Raw genomic sequence first — 16,300 nt, 5'->3', positions numbered from 1 at the left:
ACGACCACCACTTGACCTTCAAAACAGACACAGCAGGATCGGAGCACGGTTCATGTCCATCCCTCAGTCCGGCGGCGGTCCGATCGAACGCCATGAACAACTGGCCGAATATCTGGAATCGGGTTGCAAACCCAAGCAAGATTGGCGCATCGGCACCGAGCATGAGAAATTCGGCTATTGCAAGGACACGCTGAAACCTCTGCCTTTTGAAGGAAAGCGATCCATTGTCGCCGTGTTGGAGGGGTTGCGGGATCGCCACGGCTGGGGAGAGGTCCGTGAATCCGGTCATCTGATCGGTCTGGAAAAGGACGGCGCAAATGTCAGCCTTGAACCGGGTGGCGCGCTGGAGCTGTCGGGCGCCCCTCTGGAGACGATCCATGAAACCTGCGATGAGGTGAACACTCACCTGCGCGAGGTGAAGGATATCGCCGATGAGATCGGCGTGGGATTCATCGGTCTGGGCGCGGCGCCGATCTGGACGCATGACCAGATGCCGCTGATGCCCAAGGGGCGGTATCGGCTGATGAACGATTATATGGAAAAAGTCGGCACCATGGGCCGCGCCATGATGCGGCGGACGTGTACCGTTCAGGTCAATATCGACTTCGGGTCCGAGGCCGACATGGTACAGAAACTGCGCGTGGCGCTGGCGTTGCAGCCGGTGGCGACGGCGCTGTTTGCCAATTCTCCGTTCTTCGAAGGCAAGGTGAACGGCCAGAAAAGCTGGCGCAGCCATATCTGGCGACATCTGGACGATGCGCGCACGGGCATGTTGCCCTTCGTGTTCGAGGATGGCTTTGGATTCGAACGCTATGTCCAATACGCGCTCGATGTTCCGATGTATTTTGTCTACCGCAATGGTCAGTACATCAACGCGCTGGGCATGTCGTTCCGCGATTTCCTCAAGGGTGAGTTGCCTGCATTGCCGGGAGAAACGCCGACCCTGTCGGATTGGGCCGATCACCTGACGACGGCCTTCCCCGAGGCGCGGATCAAGAAGTTCATGGAGATGCGCGGTGCGGATGGTGGCCCTTGGCGACGGCTTTGCGCCTTGCCGGCCTTCTGGGTTGGGCTCACCTATGACCAAACCGCGCTGGATGCAGCGTGGGATCTGGTCAAGGGCTGGGATGCTGAAACGCGCGAGGGGCTGCGTGTTGCGGCGGCTAAAGACGGGCTTCAGGCGCAGGTTGGCAACGTCAACATGCATGATCTGGCGCGTGAAGTCGTGGCGATCTCCGAGGCGGGCCTGAAAGCCCGCGCGCGCCCCGGTGCTGGTGGGCTGGTCCCGGATGAGACGCATTTCCTGAACGCGTTGAAGGAAAGCATCGACACCGGCAAGGTTCCGGCAGATGAGTTGCTGGAACACTACAATGGCGACTGGAATGGAGACCTGACCCGGATTTATCCCGAATACAGCTATTGATGCGCACCGTCCCGCTTGCATTCGCGGGGCGGGGCCGATAGCAGGTTCTCGACCAAATTCAGAGGGCCGTCATGGACGATCTTAAGGCAAAGTATCTGGGCCAAATCGCCGAGGCAGGCGACGAAAACGCGCTTGAGGCGATCCGCGTCGCGGCTGTTGGCAAAAAAGGCGAGGTCGCGTTGAAGATGCGCGAGCTGGGCAAGATGACGCCCGAGGAACGTCAGGTCGCAGGCCCTGCGCTGAATGCCCTGAAGGATGAGATCAACTCGGCGCTGTCCGCCAAAAAAGCCGCGCTGGCCGATGTTGCACTGGATGAGCGCCTGCGGACCGAATGGCTGGACGTCACCCTGCCGACCCGCCCGCGCCGTCAGGGGTCAATCCACCCGATCAGCCAGGCGACCGAGGAACTGACCGCGATCTTTGCTGAACTGGGCTTCTCGGTGGCCGAAGGGCCGCGTGTTGAAGACGACTGGTACAATTTCGACGCGCTGAACATCCCCGGTCACCACCCCGCACGGGCCGAGATGGACACGTTCTATATGCACCGCGCCGAGGGTGATAACCGCCCGCCGCATGTGCTGCGCACCCATACCTCGCCTGTCCAGATTCGCTCGATGGAGAAACAGGGCGCGCCGATCCGCGTGATCTGTCCGGGCGGCGTCTACCGCGCCGATTATGACCAGACCCACACGCCGATGTTCCATCAGGTCGAGGGGCTGGCCATCGACAAGGACATCTCGATGGCGAACCTGAAATGGGTTCTGGAAGAGTTCGTGAAGGCGTTCTTCGAGGTCGACGATGTCGAACTGCGCTTCCGCGCCTCGCACTTCCCCTTCACCGAGCCGTCGGCCGAGGTCGATATCCGCTGTTCGTGGGACAACGGTCAGCTGAAGATCGGCGAGGGCGACGACTGGATGGAAATCCTTGGTTCCGGCATGGTCCACCCCAAGGTGATCGCCGCTGGAGGGATCGACCCCGAGGTCTATCAGGGTTTTGCATTCGGGATTGGCATCGACCGTCTGGCGATGCTGAAATACGGCATTCCGGATTTGCGGGCGTTCTTTGATTCTGACCTGCGCTGGCTGCGCCACTATGGGTTCGCGGCGCTGGATATGCCGAACCTGCATGGTGGTTTGTCGCGGTGAGCGAAATTGAGGTGGTCACGGCGTGCGAGAACGTGTGCCGTGATTTCCATTGGATCGTAAGTCTCGACCCTCGAGTTATACAAGGGATCCTTACTCTACTAGCGGCGCTTGTTGCGGCTCTAACGGCACTACACATCGCTAAGAAAATCTACCCTATTCAAAAAGATAAAGACCGTGACATTAAGATCGATGAAGAAAAGCGATCAGTTTATCGGGACTATCTCAAAAGCGTCGATCTTATCGTCAATCAAAGACTTTACGAGAGCCAAAATGATAAACTCAAGGCATTTGCAGATTGTAAATCAGCTTTAAACGAAGTTCTGATTTTTGCTGACCAGAAAACAGCGGCAGCAATGTGGGCGCTATACAAGTCAGCTTCAATTCTCGCGAATAAAATGTCCGAAAAGCACGAAACAGACGATGTTAGTGTCGATGAGTTTTCAGATGTAATTCGGGCAGCAAACAGAGATTTTCAGCTTGCTGTTAACGCCGCGAGAAGTGAACTTAACGGGGAAAAGCTGGGCTTCAATTTAGACCTCGCGATTTTGGCTAGCAAACGCAGTTAGATGTCCCGGCGCGGAGCAAAGGCCGATAGGCCACCGCGCTATCGCCAGACCACCCGCACGGGTTGGCGATTTGTCCCCGACAGTGCAACGCTCGAACAGCGCTCGGACTTGGCCCGCATAAACTGCCCACCACAACCCAAGGATCGCCATCCCGCGGTCTGCTCATAGCGCGGCTTGATGTTTTGACCTTATGTAGGGCGGGCTTCAGCCCGCCATGTGCGATGGGTGGGTGCCGGGCTGAAGCGCGGCCTGCGTTCGGACCACACCGATATGTTAAGTGACACGGCGGAATGCCTCGTTAGGGTCGGGCGCATGATCTGTCGATTGCTCTGCCCTCTCCTGTTAATTGCCTCGCCCGCCTTTGCCATGGGTCCCTGGAAAACCGAATGCCACGGCGATATTGCCTGTGATCTTGGCGACCGCTCGTATCACGTTCTTGAACCTGATGGCTGGGATGGTGAAACACCTCTGCCGGTGCTGCTGCATTTCCATGGCTGGTCCCGGCAGGGCGCCGTGGTCGTGAACCACGAACGGATTGCCGGGGCCACGAAGCGTCGGGGTGTGCTGCTGGTGGCCCCGAACGGTTTGGGCAAAAGCTGGGATTTCTGGTCCGCAAGCTCAGATGATGTGCCTTTTGCCGACCGGGTGCTTGAGGATATCGCCAGGCGCTATCCGATAGACCCGACCCGCATCTATGTATCAGGCTATTCCTTTGGCAGTGCGATGGCGTGGCGCTTTGTCTGCGAAACCGGCGATGATATCGCGGCACTGCTGGGTGTGGCGGGAACACTCCGCCAGACCGAGACCTGCCCGCAAGCCCCGCGAGAGGCGCGGCATGTCCATGGGACAGATGACACGGTAATGGATTTCCCGTTTGGTCCGGGTGGCGACATGACATACCCGGTGGCGCTGTGGCGTGAGAAATATGGCTGCGGTGCAGCGACTCCGCGCGGTGATTGGAGTGTGGAACCGTTCCTGACGCTCAGACGAGTGGAATGGACCGATTGCGCGCAGGGGCAGGTGACGCTGGACACGCATCCCGGTGGGCATTTCATCCCCCATGGCTGGATCGGATGGCAGCTGGATGAGCTTTTGGGCCGCACCCCCACCTATCCGTGACGCGCAGAGCTTGCACCCCGGCGCATTCTTTGCCATTGCCTGTGCCGACTGGATGTTTGCCAAAAAAGGCCCCGTGCAATGAAATTCACTCTGTCCTGGCTGAAAGACCACCTCGACACTGATGCTTCGGTTGATGAAATCGCCGAGGCGCTGACCGATCTCGGGCTTGAGGTCGAAGAGATCGTGAACCCGGCCGAACGGCTGGCAGGCTTTACGCTGGGCTATGTGAAACACGCCGAAAAACACCCTGACGCAGACAAGCTGCGCGTTTGCAAGGTCGATACAGACGAGGGCGAGCTACAGATCATTTGCGGTGCACCCAATGCGCGTGAAGGGATCACGGTCGTGGTCTGCAAACCGGGCATGTACATCCCTGGCCTGGACCTGACCATCAGCGTCGGCAAGATCCGCGGTGTCGAAAGCTTTGGCATGATGGCGTCCGAGCGTGAGCTGGAACTGTCGGATGAACATGACGGCATCATCGAACTGCCCTCGGGCGAAGTGGGTGATACATTTGTGGACTGGCTTGCAGAAAACGACCCTTCCAAAGTCGACCCGATGATCGAAATCGCGATCACTCCGAACCGCCCGGATGCGCTGGGGGTTGAAGGGATTGCGCGCGATCTGGCCGCGCGTGGAATTGGCACGTTGAAGCAGCGTGACTATACGCATGTTCCGGGTGATTTCGATTGCCCGATCAAGGTGACGATCGACGAAGACACGCTGGATGGCGCGCCACATTTCACTGGCCGTCTGATCCGTGGCGTGAAGAATGGCCCCAGCCCGCAATGGCTGCAGGATATGTTGAAGGCCATAGGTCTGCGTCCTATCTCGGCGCTGGTGGATATCACCAATTATATGACCTACGATCACAATCGCCCGCTGCACGTGTTCGACGCCGACAAGGTTCAGGGCAACCTGCGGGTGCACCGCGCCAAAGGCGGCGAGACGCTGGTTGCGCTGGATGAAAAAGAATACACGCTGCAAACCGGAATGATGGTGATTTCGGATGACAAAGGTCCGGAGTCGATTGCGGGCATCATGGGCGGTGAGGAAACCGGATGTACCGAGGAAACGGTAAACGTCTTCCTTGAAAGCGCGTTCTGGGATCATGTTCAGATCGCTCTCACAGGCCGTGCGCTCAAGATCAATTCTGACGCGCGCTATCGGTTCGAGCGCGGTGTCGACCCGGAATACACCCGCGAGGGGCTGGAACACGCGACCCAGATGATTCTGGACATCTGCGGTGGAGAAGCCTCCAACGTGGTTGAGGCTGGTAAAGCGCCGAACCATGCGCGTGCCTACAAGCTGAATGCGGAAAGGGTGCAGTCTCTGGTCGGGATGGATATTCCCGAAAGCGAACAGCGACAGACCCTGACCCGTCTGGGCTTTCGTCTGGAAGGTGAGATGGCCCATGTCCCCAGCTGGCGCCCGGATATCCTGGGCGAGGCCGATCTGGTGGAAGAAGTCGCGCGGATTGCTTCCTTGACAAAGCTGCAAGGCAGGCCGCTGCCGCGCGTGACCGAGGGGATACCGAAACCGGTAATGACCCCGACACAACGCCGTCAGTCCATGGCGCGCCGTACCTGCGCGGTGCTGGGTTACAACGAATGCGTCAGTTATACGTTCATTGATCAGGCCTCGGCGGCTTTGTTCGGTGGTGGCGATACTACGACCATGCTCGAAAACCCGATTTCATCCGAGATGAGCCATATGCGCCCCGATCTGCTGCCTGGCTTGTTGCAGGCTGCGGCCCGCAATCAGGCGCGCGGTTTCGCGGATGTCGCCTTGTTCGAGGTCGGCCCGGTCTTTCACAATGGCGAGCCGGGTGATCAGAAAACCCAGATCACCGGCCTGCTGGTTGGACGTTCGGGCCCCAAGGATGTGCACGGTGCTGCGCGTCCGGTGGATGTGTTCGATGCCAAGGCTGATGTCGAGGCTGTACTGGCTGCCATTGGTGCGCCCGAAAAGGTTCAGATTTTGCGCGACGGCGATCCATGGTGGCATCCGGGTCGCCATGGCAAAATCTGTCTGGGTCCGAAAAAAGTACTGGGTGTCTTCGGAGAGCTGCATCCGCGCGTTTTGCAGGCGATGGACATAAAAGGTCCGGCAATGGCGTTCACCATCTGGCCGGACGAAGTGCCTTTGCCCCGCAAATACGGTGCCACTCGCGCTGCGCTGGAACTACGCGACTTGCAGGCGGTCGAGCGTGATTTTGCCTTTGTCGTCGATGCCGATGTCGAAGCGCTGACGTTGGTGAACGCAGCCGCGGGTGCCGACAAGGCGCTGGTCGAGAGCGTGCGTGTCTTTGACGAATTCATCGGCGGCAGCCTTGGCGAAGGCAAAAAGTCTCTTGCCATTACCGTGCGCCTGCAACCGACTGAGGCGACGCTGAAGGAAAAAGACATCGAAGCCGTGGCCGAGAAGATCATTGCTAAGGTTGCCAAGGCGACGGGCGGAGTTCTGCGCGGTTAGAGCTCTGAGGCTCCAATGGAAAGCGCGCCTTCGGGCGCGTTTTTTATTTGGACAGGAACTTGGTCAGTAAGTCATAGACCAGCCGGATGCGGCGGCTGGTGTGCAACTCGCGATGCGTGGTCAACCAGATCGGAAATGTGATAGCCTCCATCCCGGGGCATACACGCTCCATACCTGGTGTCGCATCGCCGACGGTCTGCGACATGGGCGCGATGCCAAAGCCTTGTTTGGCGTATTCCCAAGCCACTATTCCGTTCTGAGACCCAAGCCGGAAATTCTCGTTGGTCAGGTGAATGCCAAGCGGCTTCAGATAGGCGATCATCTGATTGTTGTCGCCAAAGCTGATGAACTCATGCCGTGAAAGGTCCTGCTTTGATTTTGGGCGTCCCGCACGGTTGAGATACTCTGTGGTTGCATAGAAATGCCCCGACGCCTCCTGTACCAGCTTCGCGATTAGGTCGGGTTGATCAGGACGGACATGGCGGATCGCGATATCTGCCTCGCGCCGCATAAGATCCTGAATATCGTTTGAGGCAATCACGTCAATCCGCAGGCGCGGGGCTTGCGCCCGGATTTCGCGCAGCAGGTCGGGCAAGACATAGGCCGACATCACGTCACTGGCGGTGATGCGAACCCGGCCTTCAATGGATTGTGCCTGTCCGGATGCCGTCAGCGCGATGCGGTTGGCGGCGTCCCCCATTTTGCGAGTATGATCCAGCAGCTCCAATCCGGCCTGAGTGATCTCAAGGGTTCTGCCAACCCGTTCAAACAGCATCACGCCCAAGTCCTGTTCAAGCGCTGCTATCTGGCGACTCAGGGTAGGCTGCGTTTGCCGCAGCTGCCGTGCCGCCGCGGAAAATGACCCAGTTTCAGCCGTCGCCAGAAAGGCCCGGATGTGGTTCCAATCAAAATCGCCAAACTCATTCATACAAAAATGTATAGTAAACCTGCAAACTTCGGCAATTTATATTCGGTCTGCGCATGAATAAATTCTCGCCGAAAGGAGACTCCTCAATGACCACCACTGCGAAATTCTGGGATGGAGTGGCCGAGAAATATGCCCGCTCGCCCATAAAAGACATGGCTTCGTACGAGCATACGCTGGAACGGACAGCGTCTTACCTGAAGAAAACCAATGATGTTCTGGAACTAGGGTGCGGCACAGGCATGACTGCTCTGAAGCTGTCCGGATATGTAGGATCTATCACTGCAACCGATGTGTCCCCCGGTATGTTGGCCGTTGGACGTCGAAACGCCGCTTCGCAAAGCATCGAAAACGTCACCTTTACCGAGGCTGATGCAAATCGACCGCCTGAGGGTTCTTTTGATGCGGCGCTGGCATTCAATCTTTTGCACCTGGTCGAAGATCTGGATCTGACATTGAGCCGAGTACATTCGGTCCTTAGACCCGGCGGACTGTTTATTTCGAAAACATTTTGCCGACCGTCCAGCGGAGCGAGCCTGAAGTATTACGCTATTCGTCTCGCGCTTCCGATCATGCAGTTCTTTGGTAAGGCTCCGTTTGTGCGATTCCTGTCTGAGGCGGATCTTGATGCGGCCATTGAACACGCCGGGTTCCGCATCATCGAGAGCGACAGTTTCCCCGTACGTGACGCTCGCCGATTCCTAGTGGCTCGCAAAATGTAGGGGTTTTTCCGGAATCCGCGTTGGGCTTTGGGTGTGGGACCCTTAAATTGGTCGGAAACAACAGCGGAGTTTGCCATGGGCCTGAACGTTTATCTTTCCGGAGAAATCCACACTGACTGGCGTGAACAGATCATCGATGGGGCGCAAGGGTTGGACGTGACCTTCAACAGCCCCGTTACCGATCATGCGGCCAGTGATGATTGTGGTGTAGCCATTCTTGGGGCCGAGCCGAACAAGTATTGGCACGACCACAAGGGAGCGATGGTCAATGCGATCCGAACACGCAAGGGGATTGCGGATGCGGATGTTGTCGTCGTCAGGTTTGGTGACAAGTACAAACAGTGGAACGCCGCCTTTGACGCGGGTTACGCTGCAGCACTGGGCAAGTCTATCATCGTTCTGCACGGCCCGGATCATCAGCACGCGCTGAAAGAAGTTGATGCCGCCGCACTGGCCGTGGCGGAAGAACCTGCTCAGGTGGTCGAAATTCTGCGTTACGTGCTGACAGGTGTTCTGCCTGGCTGATCGATGAAAGGGGCGCCGGTTTGGCGCCCCCTTTCTTTCAACTGTTATCAGTCTCGGGCCGGTATGCCTTTGCCGCGCTGAACCGCTGGGCGTTGGAAGAAACGATCAACATAAGCGACGACATTGGAATAGCCGTCCCAATCAACCACATCCTTCGCGCCATAGAAATCCAGCGCATTCAGCCACGGAGCAAGCGCGATATCCGCGATGGAATACTCGCCTGCGATCCAGTCCTGTCCTTCCAGTTGCGTGTTCACTACGTTCAGCAGGCGCTTGGCTTCGTTGATGTAACGCTCGCGCGGGCGCGGATCTTCTATCTCGCTGCCAGCGAACTTGTAGAAAAACCCGAGCTGGCCAAACATTGGCCCGATGCCGCCCATCTGAAACATCAGCCATTGGGTGATCCGGTGCTTGTCTGCTGCGCTTTGACCCAGGAACTTACCTGTTTTTTCGGCCAGATACAGAAGGATGGCACCGCTTTCGAACAGGGCCAGCGGCACACCATCCGGGCCGTCGGGGTCGATTATTGCCGGGATCTTGTTGTTCGGGTTCAGCGACAGGAACTCGGAGCTTTTGACATCCGCATCTGCCAGTGTCACGAGATGCGCCTCATAGGGCAGGCCGGTTTCCTCAAGCATGATCGAGGCTTTGACGCCGTTTGGCGTTGGATAGGAGTAAAGTTGAAGGACGCTGGGGTCCTTCGCAGGCCATCTGTCGGTTACAAAAAAAGGCGTAAGTTGAGACATGAAACCTCCTGAGTAATGCCGTTTGGGGAAAAGTAGGGTGGCTTTCCCCTAAAAAAACATACCCTTTTTCATGCGTTTAACGCACAATTCCTATGCGCTCATGCGTGAACAGAGGCGTGGACTTAAAAAATCAAGAGGGATGCTATGCTGGAAGAATTCAAGACGTTCATTGCCAAGGGCAATGTCATGGACATGGCGGTCGGTATCATTATCGGTGCCGCATTTACCGCAATTGTTACCTCGTTGGTGGGCGACCTGATCAATCCGCTTATTGGATTGTTCACAGGGGGTATCGACTTTACGAACAACTACGCCGTTCTGGCAGGCGATGTGGCCGAAGGTGCCAGCCTTGAAGCGGCACGTGAAGCAGGCGCATCCGTCTTTGCCTATGGTGCTTTCATAATGGCGATCATCAATTTCCTGATCATCGCCTGGGTTGTCTTCATGCTGGTAAAAATGGTGAACAAGGTCAAAGACGCTGCCGAAGCAGAGGAAGAAGCGGCTGAAGAAGCCCGCACAGGTCCTAGCGAATTGGACATCCTGATGGAAATCCGGGACGCTTTGAAGAAGTAGGCCTGTCGTTTCATCGCGACATCGGGCTCCGCACAAATCGCGGAGCCTGTATTATTAGAATTGCCGAACAGAAAACACGAGGAAATTCGAGATGGAACAAACCGCCGACTTGGCCGAGCAGGCGATTGGTATGGCCAATCAATACTTGCCCATTGCCTTGAATGCAGCGAAAGCTCTGATCGTTCTTGTTTTGGGTTGGATCGCCGCCCGAACGATCGCGGGTGTAGTACGCCGCCGGATCAACAAAACACCACAGATCGACCCGACACTTGGGAATTTTGCCGCCAGTGTGATCAAGTGGGCAATTCTGGCCATAGTTCTGGTCGCCGTTCTGGGTATCTTCGGGATAGAAGCCACCAGTATCGTCGCCATTCTGGGTGCTGCCTCGCTGGCTGTCGGGTTGGCACTTCAGGGTACGCTGAGTGATCTTGCGGCCGGTGTGATGTTGGTGGTTTTCCGGCCCTACAAGCTGGGACAGTATGTGGATATCGGTGGCACGGCAGGAACCGTTATGGACCTGAGCCTGTTCACGACCGAGCTTGTGACCCCCGACAACGTGCAGATCATTGTTCCAAACGGTCAGGCATGGGGGTCGATCATCACCAATTATTCAGCCCATGACACACGGCGTGTCGATCTGGTGTTTGGAATTGATTACGGGGACAGCGCAGATACCGCCATGCAGATCATTCTGGATGTGGCCAAGGCCGACCAGCGCATTCACAGCGACCCTGAACCCTGGGTGCGGGTCACGAATCTGGGTGACAGCTCGGTCGATCTGACTGCGCGGCTATGGTGTGCGGCAGCCGATTACTGGGACGTCAAGTTCGAGCTTACGAAAGTGGTGAAAGAGGCGTTTGACGCCAAAGGTGTTTCGATTCCGTATCCACATTCGGTCGAAATTCAAAAAAAGGGGTGACGGCTGGCGCTCAATGATCTGACAGTCTTTCATACCGTCCGCGTATTGAAAAGGGCACCGCGTAGAAACGCGGTGCCCTTTTTTGTGAAAGCCGTCGGTTCGGTACCGAACGCGCCACCCTGAGAATTACCATCACCAGGCAACTTCAGGATAGGAGGCACTTACGATTTGACCACCACATTTGGCGAAACGACGTCGATGCCAAGGGCCTTGCCAACGGCATAGTAGGTCAGTTTGCCAGCATGAACGTTCAAACCTTCCAGCAAGTGCGGATCGTCCTGACATGCCTGTTTCCATCCCTTGTCGGCCAGCGACAGCATGAACGGCATCGTGGCATTGCCCAGTGCGATGGTCGAGGTGCGCGCAACAGCGCCCGGCATGTTGGCCACACAGTAGTGCATGATACCATCGACATTGTAGATCGGGTCGGCATGGGTAGTGGCTTTTGACGTTTCAAAGCACCCGCCTTGGTCGATGGCGACATCCACCAGTACTGCGCCGGGTTTCATCGTCGACAGTTGAGCACGCGACACCAGTTTCGGTGCGGCAGCGCCGGGGATCAGAACAGCACCGATGACCATATCAGCGTCCTGGATCAGTTCAGCGGTGGCGCCCGCTGTCGAATACTGGTTCTTGAAAGTTCCGCCAAAGACATCGTCCAGATAGCGAAGACGCGGCAGTGACCGATCCAGAACGGTGACATCAGCCCCCATTCCGGCGGCAATCTTGGCCGCATGTGTCCCGACGACGCCGCCGCCAATCACAACTACTTTGGCCGGGCCAACGCCGGGAACGCCGCCCATCAGAACCCCACGGCCACCATTTGCCTTCTGCAAGGTCCAGGATCCAACCTGAGGTGCCAGCCGACCGGCGACCTCGGACATGGGTGCCAGCAGCGGCAGACCGCCGTTAGCATCCGTTACGGTCTCATAGGCGATTGCGGTACAGCCCGACTCCAGCAGGTCGTGCGTCTGATCAGGGTCCGGAGCCAGGTGCAGATAGGTGAACAGCAACTGCCCTTCACGCAGCATCTTGCGTTCAACCGCCTGAGGTTCCTTGACCTTGACGATCATGTCAGCGGTGGCAAACACCTCTTCTGCGGTGTCAACGATTTGCGCGCCTGCTGCAACATAGGCGTCATTGTCGAAACCTGCGCCGATGCCTGCACCGGATTCGATCAGGACTCGGTGTCCGCGTGCAACCGCTTCCTGAGCGGCATTGGGCGTCATCCCGACGCGGAATTCCTGAGGTTTGATTTCCTTGGGGCAACCGATTTTCATTGGGCTCTCCGTTCATAAGCTGCTTAAATTATGTGCATTTCGTGGCGCAATTTCTGTGAAAGAAAACGTGCTAATGGACTTTTCTTTGGAAGAATTTCCCGTACTATTCGAAAAACTCGCAAAGGAATTGCAGGAATGAGCCTGGACACGACCGATCGAAAGATTCTGGCCGCACTTCAGAAGAATGGCCGGATGTCGAATTCCGAGTTGTCTGAACAGGTCAACCTGTCTCCGTCTGCGTGCCACCGCCGCGTTCAACGGTTGGAGGTTGACGGCTATATCCGCAACTACGTGGCTCTGCTGGATGCGCGGAAAATGAACGTGCCAACCACCGTTTTTGTCGAAATCACGTTACAAGGTCAGGCCGAAGAGGTTCTGGATGTGTTCGAAAAGGCGGTGGCCCGAATACCGGATGTGCTGGAGTGTCATCTGATGGCAGGTACCGCAGATTACATTCTGAAAGTTGTGGCGGAAAATACAGAAGATTTCGCGCGTATCCACCGGCAATACCTGTCGCGCTTGCCAGGGGTGGCGCAGATGCAAAGCTCATTTGCGTTGCGTACCGTGTTCAAGACCACGGCCTTGCCGGTCTGACCGTCATAATGAGCCGGGATAGGTGAACAGCAGCAGGTGGGTCAGGTTAAACCCGAAATGCATCGCAACAGGCACCCAGAGCCGACCGGTAGCATAATATCCCAACCCGCACCCCAGCCCGAGAAGGGCTGCGAATACTACAAGCGCGGGTCCTCCGCCGATATGCGCCAATCCAAACAGCAGGCTGGCGGAGACCAGACCGCCTGTTACTCCAAGGCGCGAGGTAATGGCCGACTGCAAGTAGCCGCGAAAGAACGCCTCTTCCGTAAGACAAGTCAGAAACAGGTTGGACAGGCAAAATACCATCCACCAATAAGGGGTTGAGAGGTCCAAGCGCACCGCGCCCAGCGATAGACCCAGCAGAAACAGGCCAGGCAAAATCAGCAAACCCGCTAGCAAAGGTCTTATTCTGGTCTGGATTGCGCTGTTCAGCATTCCGGGCCTGGCCAGAAGAACAGCAAAGAAGACCATGGGTTTGTCCAGATTCAGGTGCAGTGTGAAACTTGTGCTGAAAACACTTGCCTGCACCTGATCCAGCAGTTTCAAATTGTTGAACCCTGGGAACAGATGTGCCCCCAATGCCAGGCACCACAGGATCAACAGCGTATGCCCTGCGATAGCGAGCAGACCTGTCTGGCGTGGGAGGAAGAAGGCCACGATCAGACCAAGCGCCACCGCCACGATTGCTGTCGGTGACATCAGCCCGGCAACCCAAGCAACACTGACGAACAGAACCAGCAGGGCAAACGCAAGGCCAGTTCGACGCACCATCGCCGCGACTTGCGCTGTGATCAGGATCAGCCAGGGCCAGATGACAGGCAATGTCGAAAAGAATAACGTCACGGCGTTCTCGTCTGAATTGTGGACCCAGTCATGCCGCACAAAAACAAGGCAATGCAAGCAACTAGAAAGCGCGCGACTGATGCCTTGTGTCAATTCTTGTGCTTGTATCCTTTGGGCCAGACGTACACATTCGGGTAAAAGACCATATACCCGTCCAGACGCTGATTTCCGATTGAGACTGCTGCAACGGATCGGCTTCAATTTACCTGATGACATCAGGCGGTTACACAGGCCCGATATGGTTCGAACCCGATGACTGAGAAGGAGCTGATCTTGGCTTACGAAAACGATGGGGGCACCAAGAACTGGCTTGAGGCCGAGTTGGAAGACACGCTGGACGAAGATTTCGAGATCGAGTTCAGCGAGCCTATGCTGTCCATGGAAGTCCGCAAAATCTATCGGGACCAGCACCCCGAAATGCTGGATCGCAAGGTCTATTTCCGAAACCTGCTGCGATTGCAGGCCGAGTTGATCAAGGTGCAGGATTGGGTGCAGCACACTGGTGCCAAGGTTTGTATCCTGTTTGAAGGCCGTGACAGTGCGGGCAAGGGGGGCGTGATCAAACGGATCACGCAGCGTCTGAACCCCCGTGTCGCCCGTGTGGTTGCCCTGCCAGCGCCCAGTCGCCGCGAGCAGAGCCAATGGTACTTTCAACGCTACGTGCCGCATCTGCCTGCGGCCGGTGAAATCGTGTTGTTCGACCGCTCGTGGTACAACCGGGCAGGGGTTGAACGTGTGATGGGCTTTGCGTCCGAGGACCAGGTTGAACAGTTCTTTCAGGACGTTCCCGAATTTGAACGGATGCTGGTCCGGTCAGGGATCATTCTGCTGAAATACTGGTTTTCGATCACGGATGAAGAGCAGCAACTGCGGTTCCTCATGCGTATTCACGACCCGATGAAACAGTGGAAACTGTCACCGATGGATCTTGAATCCCGTATTCGCTGGGAGGCGTATACGAAGGCCAAGGAAGACATGTTGTTCCGAACCAACATACCCGAAGCACCGTGGTATATCGTTGAGGGCAATGACAAGAAACGCGAACGTCTGAATTGTATTGAGCATCTGTTGACCAGAATCCCCTACGAAGACGTGCCACAGGAAAAGGTCAATTTGCCGGACCGTCGGTACAATCCTGAATACGAGCGGCGGGTTTTGCCAGACGAGCTTTACGTTCCAAAGATTTACTGAGCAACGCATGCGAGGTCGGCAGGGCCGACCTCGCACAATTTCAAGTGATCAGGCTGCATCCATCATGCAGTCATGGGTGAAGATATTGATCATGAAGACATCGCAGCCATCGTCTTCGGCTGTTTCGGTGTCGACAGGCTCAATCTCGGTCTCCGGGGTGGTATCTAGGGTCGGCATGATATCGACGTCGTCGACATCTGCCACATCAGTGCCGCCATTCATGTCGTCGGCCCAATCAAACTCGTCAAACTGCGCTTGCAGGTTTTCAAGGAAGCTGGCGATTTCATCCAGAAAGGCCTGAATGTCAAAGCAGAAGGCTTCCGGCTCACCGCCATCGACGACTTCGGTATCGGGCGCTTCAGGTTCCGGTTCTTCAGTTTCGGTTACGTCAGTATCCGGTGTTTCGGGTGTTGGTTCCTCGGTACCGGGGGTTTCAGGTTCCGGTTCTTCGGTCTCAGTGACGTCGGTATCAGGCGATTCGGGGTCCGGTTCTTCCGTCTCTGTGACGTCGGTGTCCGGTGTCTCGGGTGTCGGCTCCTCAGTTTCGGGGGTCTCAGTCCCAGGCTCCTCGGTCTCGGTGACGTCAGTATCTGGGGTTTCGGTTTCCGGTTCCTCGGGCTCTGCAACTTCATCCGGTGTTGTCGGGGGAACGGGCGGCGCGTTTGTATTGCCGTTGTCCAGCATGACAGCCGCGTCGGTTGCGGCAAAGTTTTGCGTAACCATCACCGCATCGAAGCCCTGCATGTCACCGGCTTCGATCCCGATCCCGATATATTTGAAATCCGGGTTTAGGATATTGGCGCGGTGACCCGGACTGTTCATCAGGTTTTGATGCAACTGGGCGACATCGTCGCTGATACCCGGCGCGCCGCGTTCGGACTGCCATGCGATGTTTTCCCCGGTGCGCCAGCTTCCTTCAAGATCGAACCCCGCGTTTTGCATCCGCTGGGTTGCGCTGGAACCGCCTGAACCGGTGTGGCTGAAGGTGTCTGTATTCAGCATCCAGGTGCTGTGATCTTCGGACGAGTCGTTCAGCTGCGTTTCAAGTTGCAGCGGGTTGAGACCGCGGGACGTGCGCTCCTGGTTTATCAGCGCCAGCATCTCGCGTTCGTTTGTACTTGCAGTCGACATATTTGCCTCCGTTTGTGTTTGTGTCCTTGCGGACGGGCTCACTTAGAGGCGGGGACGTCGCGGGTGATAGAGGGCGGCGCAATTCAGGCGAGTTTTGGCGGCCCGATGCTACCGAGACGAGAT

The 16,300-nt window shown here is 56.8% G+C and carries 16 protein-coding genes; 11 read left to right on the top strand and 5 right to left on the bottom strand.

The annotated features are described in order from the left end of the window. The first annotated feature begins 52 nt into the window (after positions 1–52). The 5 genes from ACR0AM_RS11600 to pheT all read left to right on the top strand — a co-directional run bounded on the left by ACR0AM_RS11600 (position 53) and on the right by pheT (position 6,728). Entirely contained in the window at positions 53–1,423 is a 1,371-nt protein-coding gene (locus tag ACR0AM_RS11600; RefSeq protein ID WP_480494383.1) for a glutamate--cysteine ligase, read from the top strand. A 71-nt stretch (positions 1,424–1,494) separates the two neighbouring features. Next, on the top strand, positions 1,495–2,568 hold the full coding sequence (pheS, locus tag ACR0AM_RS11595; protein WP_480494381.1) for a phenylalanine--tRNA ligase subunit alpha: 1,074 nt from the start codon (positions 1,495–1,497) through the stop codon (positions 2,566–2,568). Next, entirely contained in the window at positions 2,565–3,134 is a 570-nt protein-coding gene (locus tag ACR0AM_RS11590) for a hypothetical protein (protein WP_480622972.1), read from the top strand. Before pheS ends, ACR0AM_RS11590 begins: the two co-directional genes overlap by 4 nt. Positions 3,135–3,446: 312 nt before the next feature. Then, a complete protein-coding gene (locus ACR0AM_RS11585; RefSeq protein WP_480622971.1) occupies positions 3,447–4,253 on the top strand; it encodes a CE1 family esterase in 807 nt (268 codons plus the stop codon). Positions 4,254–4,331: 78 nt separating this feature from the next. After that, a complete protein-coding gene (pheT, locus tag ACR0AM_RS11580; RefSeq protein WP_480604653.1) occupies positions 4,332–6,728 on the top strand; it encodes a phenylalanine--tRNA ligase subunit beta in 2,397 nt (798 codons plus the stop codon). Between the two features lie 43 nt (positions 6,729–6,771). On the opposite strand, the gene ACR0AM_RS11575 is transcribed toward pheT, so the two are convergent. After that, entirely contained in the window at positions 6,772–7,656 is an 885-nt protein-coding gene (locus ACR0AM_RS11575; protein WP_480554257.1) for a LysR family transcriptional regulator, read from the bottom strand. Between the two features lie 86 nt (positions 7,657–7,742). Between ACR0AM_RS11575 and ACR0AM_RS11570 the strand changes: the two genes are divergently transcribed. Both ACR0AM_RS11570 and ACR0AM_RS11565 read left to right on the top strand, forming a co-directional pair. After that, positions 7,743–8,375 carry a class I SAM-dependent methyltransferase gene (locus ACR0AM_RS11570; protein ID WP_480554256.1) on the top strand — a complete coding sequence of 211 codons (633 nt, stop codon included), beginning with the start codon at positions 7,743–7,745 and terminating at the stop codon, positions 8,373–8,375. A gap of 75 nt (positions 8,376–8,450) precedes the next feature. Beyond that, a complete protein-coding gene (locus ACR0AM_RS11565) occupies positions 8,451–8,900 on the top strand; it encodes a YtoQ family protein (protein ID WP_480622970.1) in 450 nt (149 codons plus the stop codon). A gap of 47 nt (positions 8,901–8,947) precedes the next feature. On the opposite strand, the gene ACR0AM_RS11560 is transcribed toward ACR0AM_RS11565, so the two are convergent. Continuing rightward, on the bottom strand, positions 8,948–9,646 hold the full coding sequence (locus tag ACR0AM_RS11560) for a glutathione S-transferase N-terminal domain-containing protein (RefSeq protein ID WP_480622969.1): 699 nt from the start codon (positions 9,644–9,646) through the stop codon (positions 8,948–8,950). A gap of 144 nt (positions 9,647–9,790) precedes the next feature. Between ACR0AM_RS11560 and mscL the strand changes: the two genes are divergently transcribed. Continuing rightward, the gene (mscL, locus tag ACR0AM_RS11555) at positions 9,791–10,219 is read left to right on the top strand and encodes a large conductance mechanosensitive channel protein MscL (protein WP_480622968.1); all 429 of its coding nucleotides are present in this window, start codon (positions 9,791–9,793) and stop codon (positions 10,217–10,219) included. A 130-nt stretch (positions 10,220–10,349) separates the two neighbouring features. Further along, positions 10,350–11,138 carry a mechanosensitive ion channel family protein gene (locus tag ACR0AM_RS11550; protein ID WP_480604882.1) on the top strand — a complete coding sequence of 263 codons (789 nt, stop codon included), beginning with the start codon at positions 10,350–10,352 and terminating at the stop codon, positions 11,136–11,138. Between the two features lie 161 nt (positions 11,139–11,299). Here ACR0AM_RS11550 and ald read toward each other — a convergent pair whose 3' ends face one another. Next, on the bottom strand, positions 11,300–12,418 hold the full coding sequence (gene ald / locus ACR0AM_RS11545) for an alanine dehydrogenase (RefSeq protein WP_480474952.1): 1,119 nt from the start codon (positions 12,416–12,418) through the stop codon (positions 11,300–11,302). 135 nt (positions 12,419–12,553) lie between these two features. Between ald and ACR0AM_RS11540 the strand changes: the two genes are divergently transcribed. Beyond that, the gene (locus ACR0AM_RS11540; protein WP_209506641.1) at positions 12,554–13,012 is read left to right on the top strand and encodes an Lrp/AsnC family transcriptional regulator; all 459 of its coding nucleotides are present in this window, start codon (positions 12,554–12,556) and stop codon (positions 13,010–13,012) included. A 3-nt stretch (positions 13,013–13,015) separates the two neighbouring features. On the opposite strand, the gene ACR0AM_RS11535 is transcribed toward ACR0AM_RS11540, so the two are convergent. Further along, the gene (locus tag ACR0AM_RS11535; protein WP_480622967.1) at positions 13,016–13,855 is read right to left on the bottom strand and encodes a CPBP family intramembrane glutamic endopeptidase; all 840 of its coding nucleotides are present in this window, start codon (positions 13,853–13,855) and stop codon (positions 13,016–13,018) included. A 273-nt stretch (positions 13,856–14,128) separates the two neighbouring features. Between ACR0AM_RS11535 and ppk2 the strand changes: the two genes are divergently transcribed. Next, complete coding sequence (ppk2, locus tag ACR0AM_RS11530; RefSeq protein WP_209506639.1) at positions 14,129–15,046, top strand: polyphosphate kinase 2; 918 nt, start codon at positions 14,129–14,131, stop codon at positions 15,044–15,046. Positions 15,047–15,094: 48 nt separating this feature from the next. Here ppk2 and ACR0AM_RS11525 read toward each other — a convergent pair whose 3' ends face one another. Then, entirely contained in the window at positions 15,095–16,177 is a 1,083-nt protein-coding gene (locus ACR0AM_RS11525) for a CAP domain-containing protein (protein ID WP_480622966.1), read from the bottom strand. Positions 16,178–16,300: the final 123 nt, after the last annotated feature.

This window comes from Ruegeria sp. AD9 (assembly GCF_056542305.1).
Note: the sequence above shows the minus strand (reverse complement) of the source record. Positions and strands in the feature narration are given on the sequence as shown.

Coding starts and splice junctions, on each gene's coding strand:
- ald (WP_480474952.1), bottom strand. CDS start 12,418: ATGAAAATCGGTTGCCCCAAGGAAATCAAACCTCAGGAATTCCGCGTC.
- pheT (WP_480604653.1), top strand. CDS start 4,332: ATGAAATTCACTCTGTCCTGGCTGAAAGACCACCTCGACACTGATGCT.
- pheS (WP_480494381.1), top strand. CDS start 1,495: ATGGACGATCTTAAGGCAAAGTATCTGGGCCAAATCGCCGAGGCAGGC.
- ACR0AM_RS11540 (WP_209506641.1), top strand. CDS start 12,554: ATGAGCCTGGACACGACCGATCGAAAGATTCTGGCCGCACTTCAGAAG.
- mscL (WP_480622968.1), top strand. CDS start 9,791: ATGCTGGAAGAATTCAAGACGTTCATTGCCAAGGGCAATGTCATGGAC.
- ACR0AM_RS11585 (WP_480622971.1), top strand. CDS start 3,447: ATGATCTGTCGATTGCTCTGCCCTCTCCTGTTAATTGCCTCGCCCGCC.
- ACR0AM_RS11550 (WP_480604882.1), top strand. CDS start 10,350: ATGGCCAATCAATACTTGCCCATTGCCTTGAATGCAGCGAAAGCTCTG.
- ACR0AM_RS11600 (WP_480494383.1), top strand. CDS start 53: ATGTCCATCCCTCAGTCCGGCGGCGGTCCGATCGAACGCCATGAACAA.
- ACR0AM_RS11565 (WP_480622970.1), top strand. CDS start 8,451: ATGGGCCTGAACGTTTATCTTTCCGGAGAAATCCACACTGACTGGCGT.
- ACR0AM_RS11570 (WP_480554256.1), top strand. CDS start 7,743: ATGACCACCACTGCGAAATTCTGGGATGGAGTGGCCGAGAAATATGCC.
- ACR0AM_RS11525 (WP_480622966.1), bottom strand. CDS start 16,177: ATGTCGACTGCAAGTACAAACGAACGCGAGATGCTGGCGCTGATAAAC.
- ACR0AM_RS11575 (WP_480554257.1), bottom strand. CDS start 7,656: ATGAATGAGTTTGGCGATTTTGATTGGAACCACATCCGGGCCTTTCTG.
- ACR0AM_RS11560 (WP_480622969.1), bottom strand. CDS start 9,646: ATGTCTCAACTTACGCCTTTTTTTGTAACCGACAGATGGCCTGCGAAG.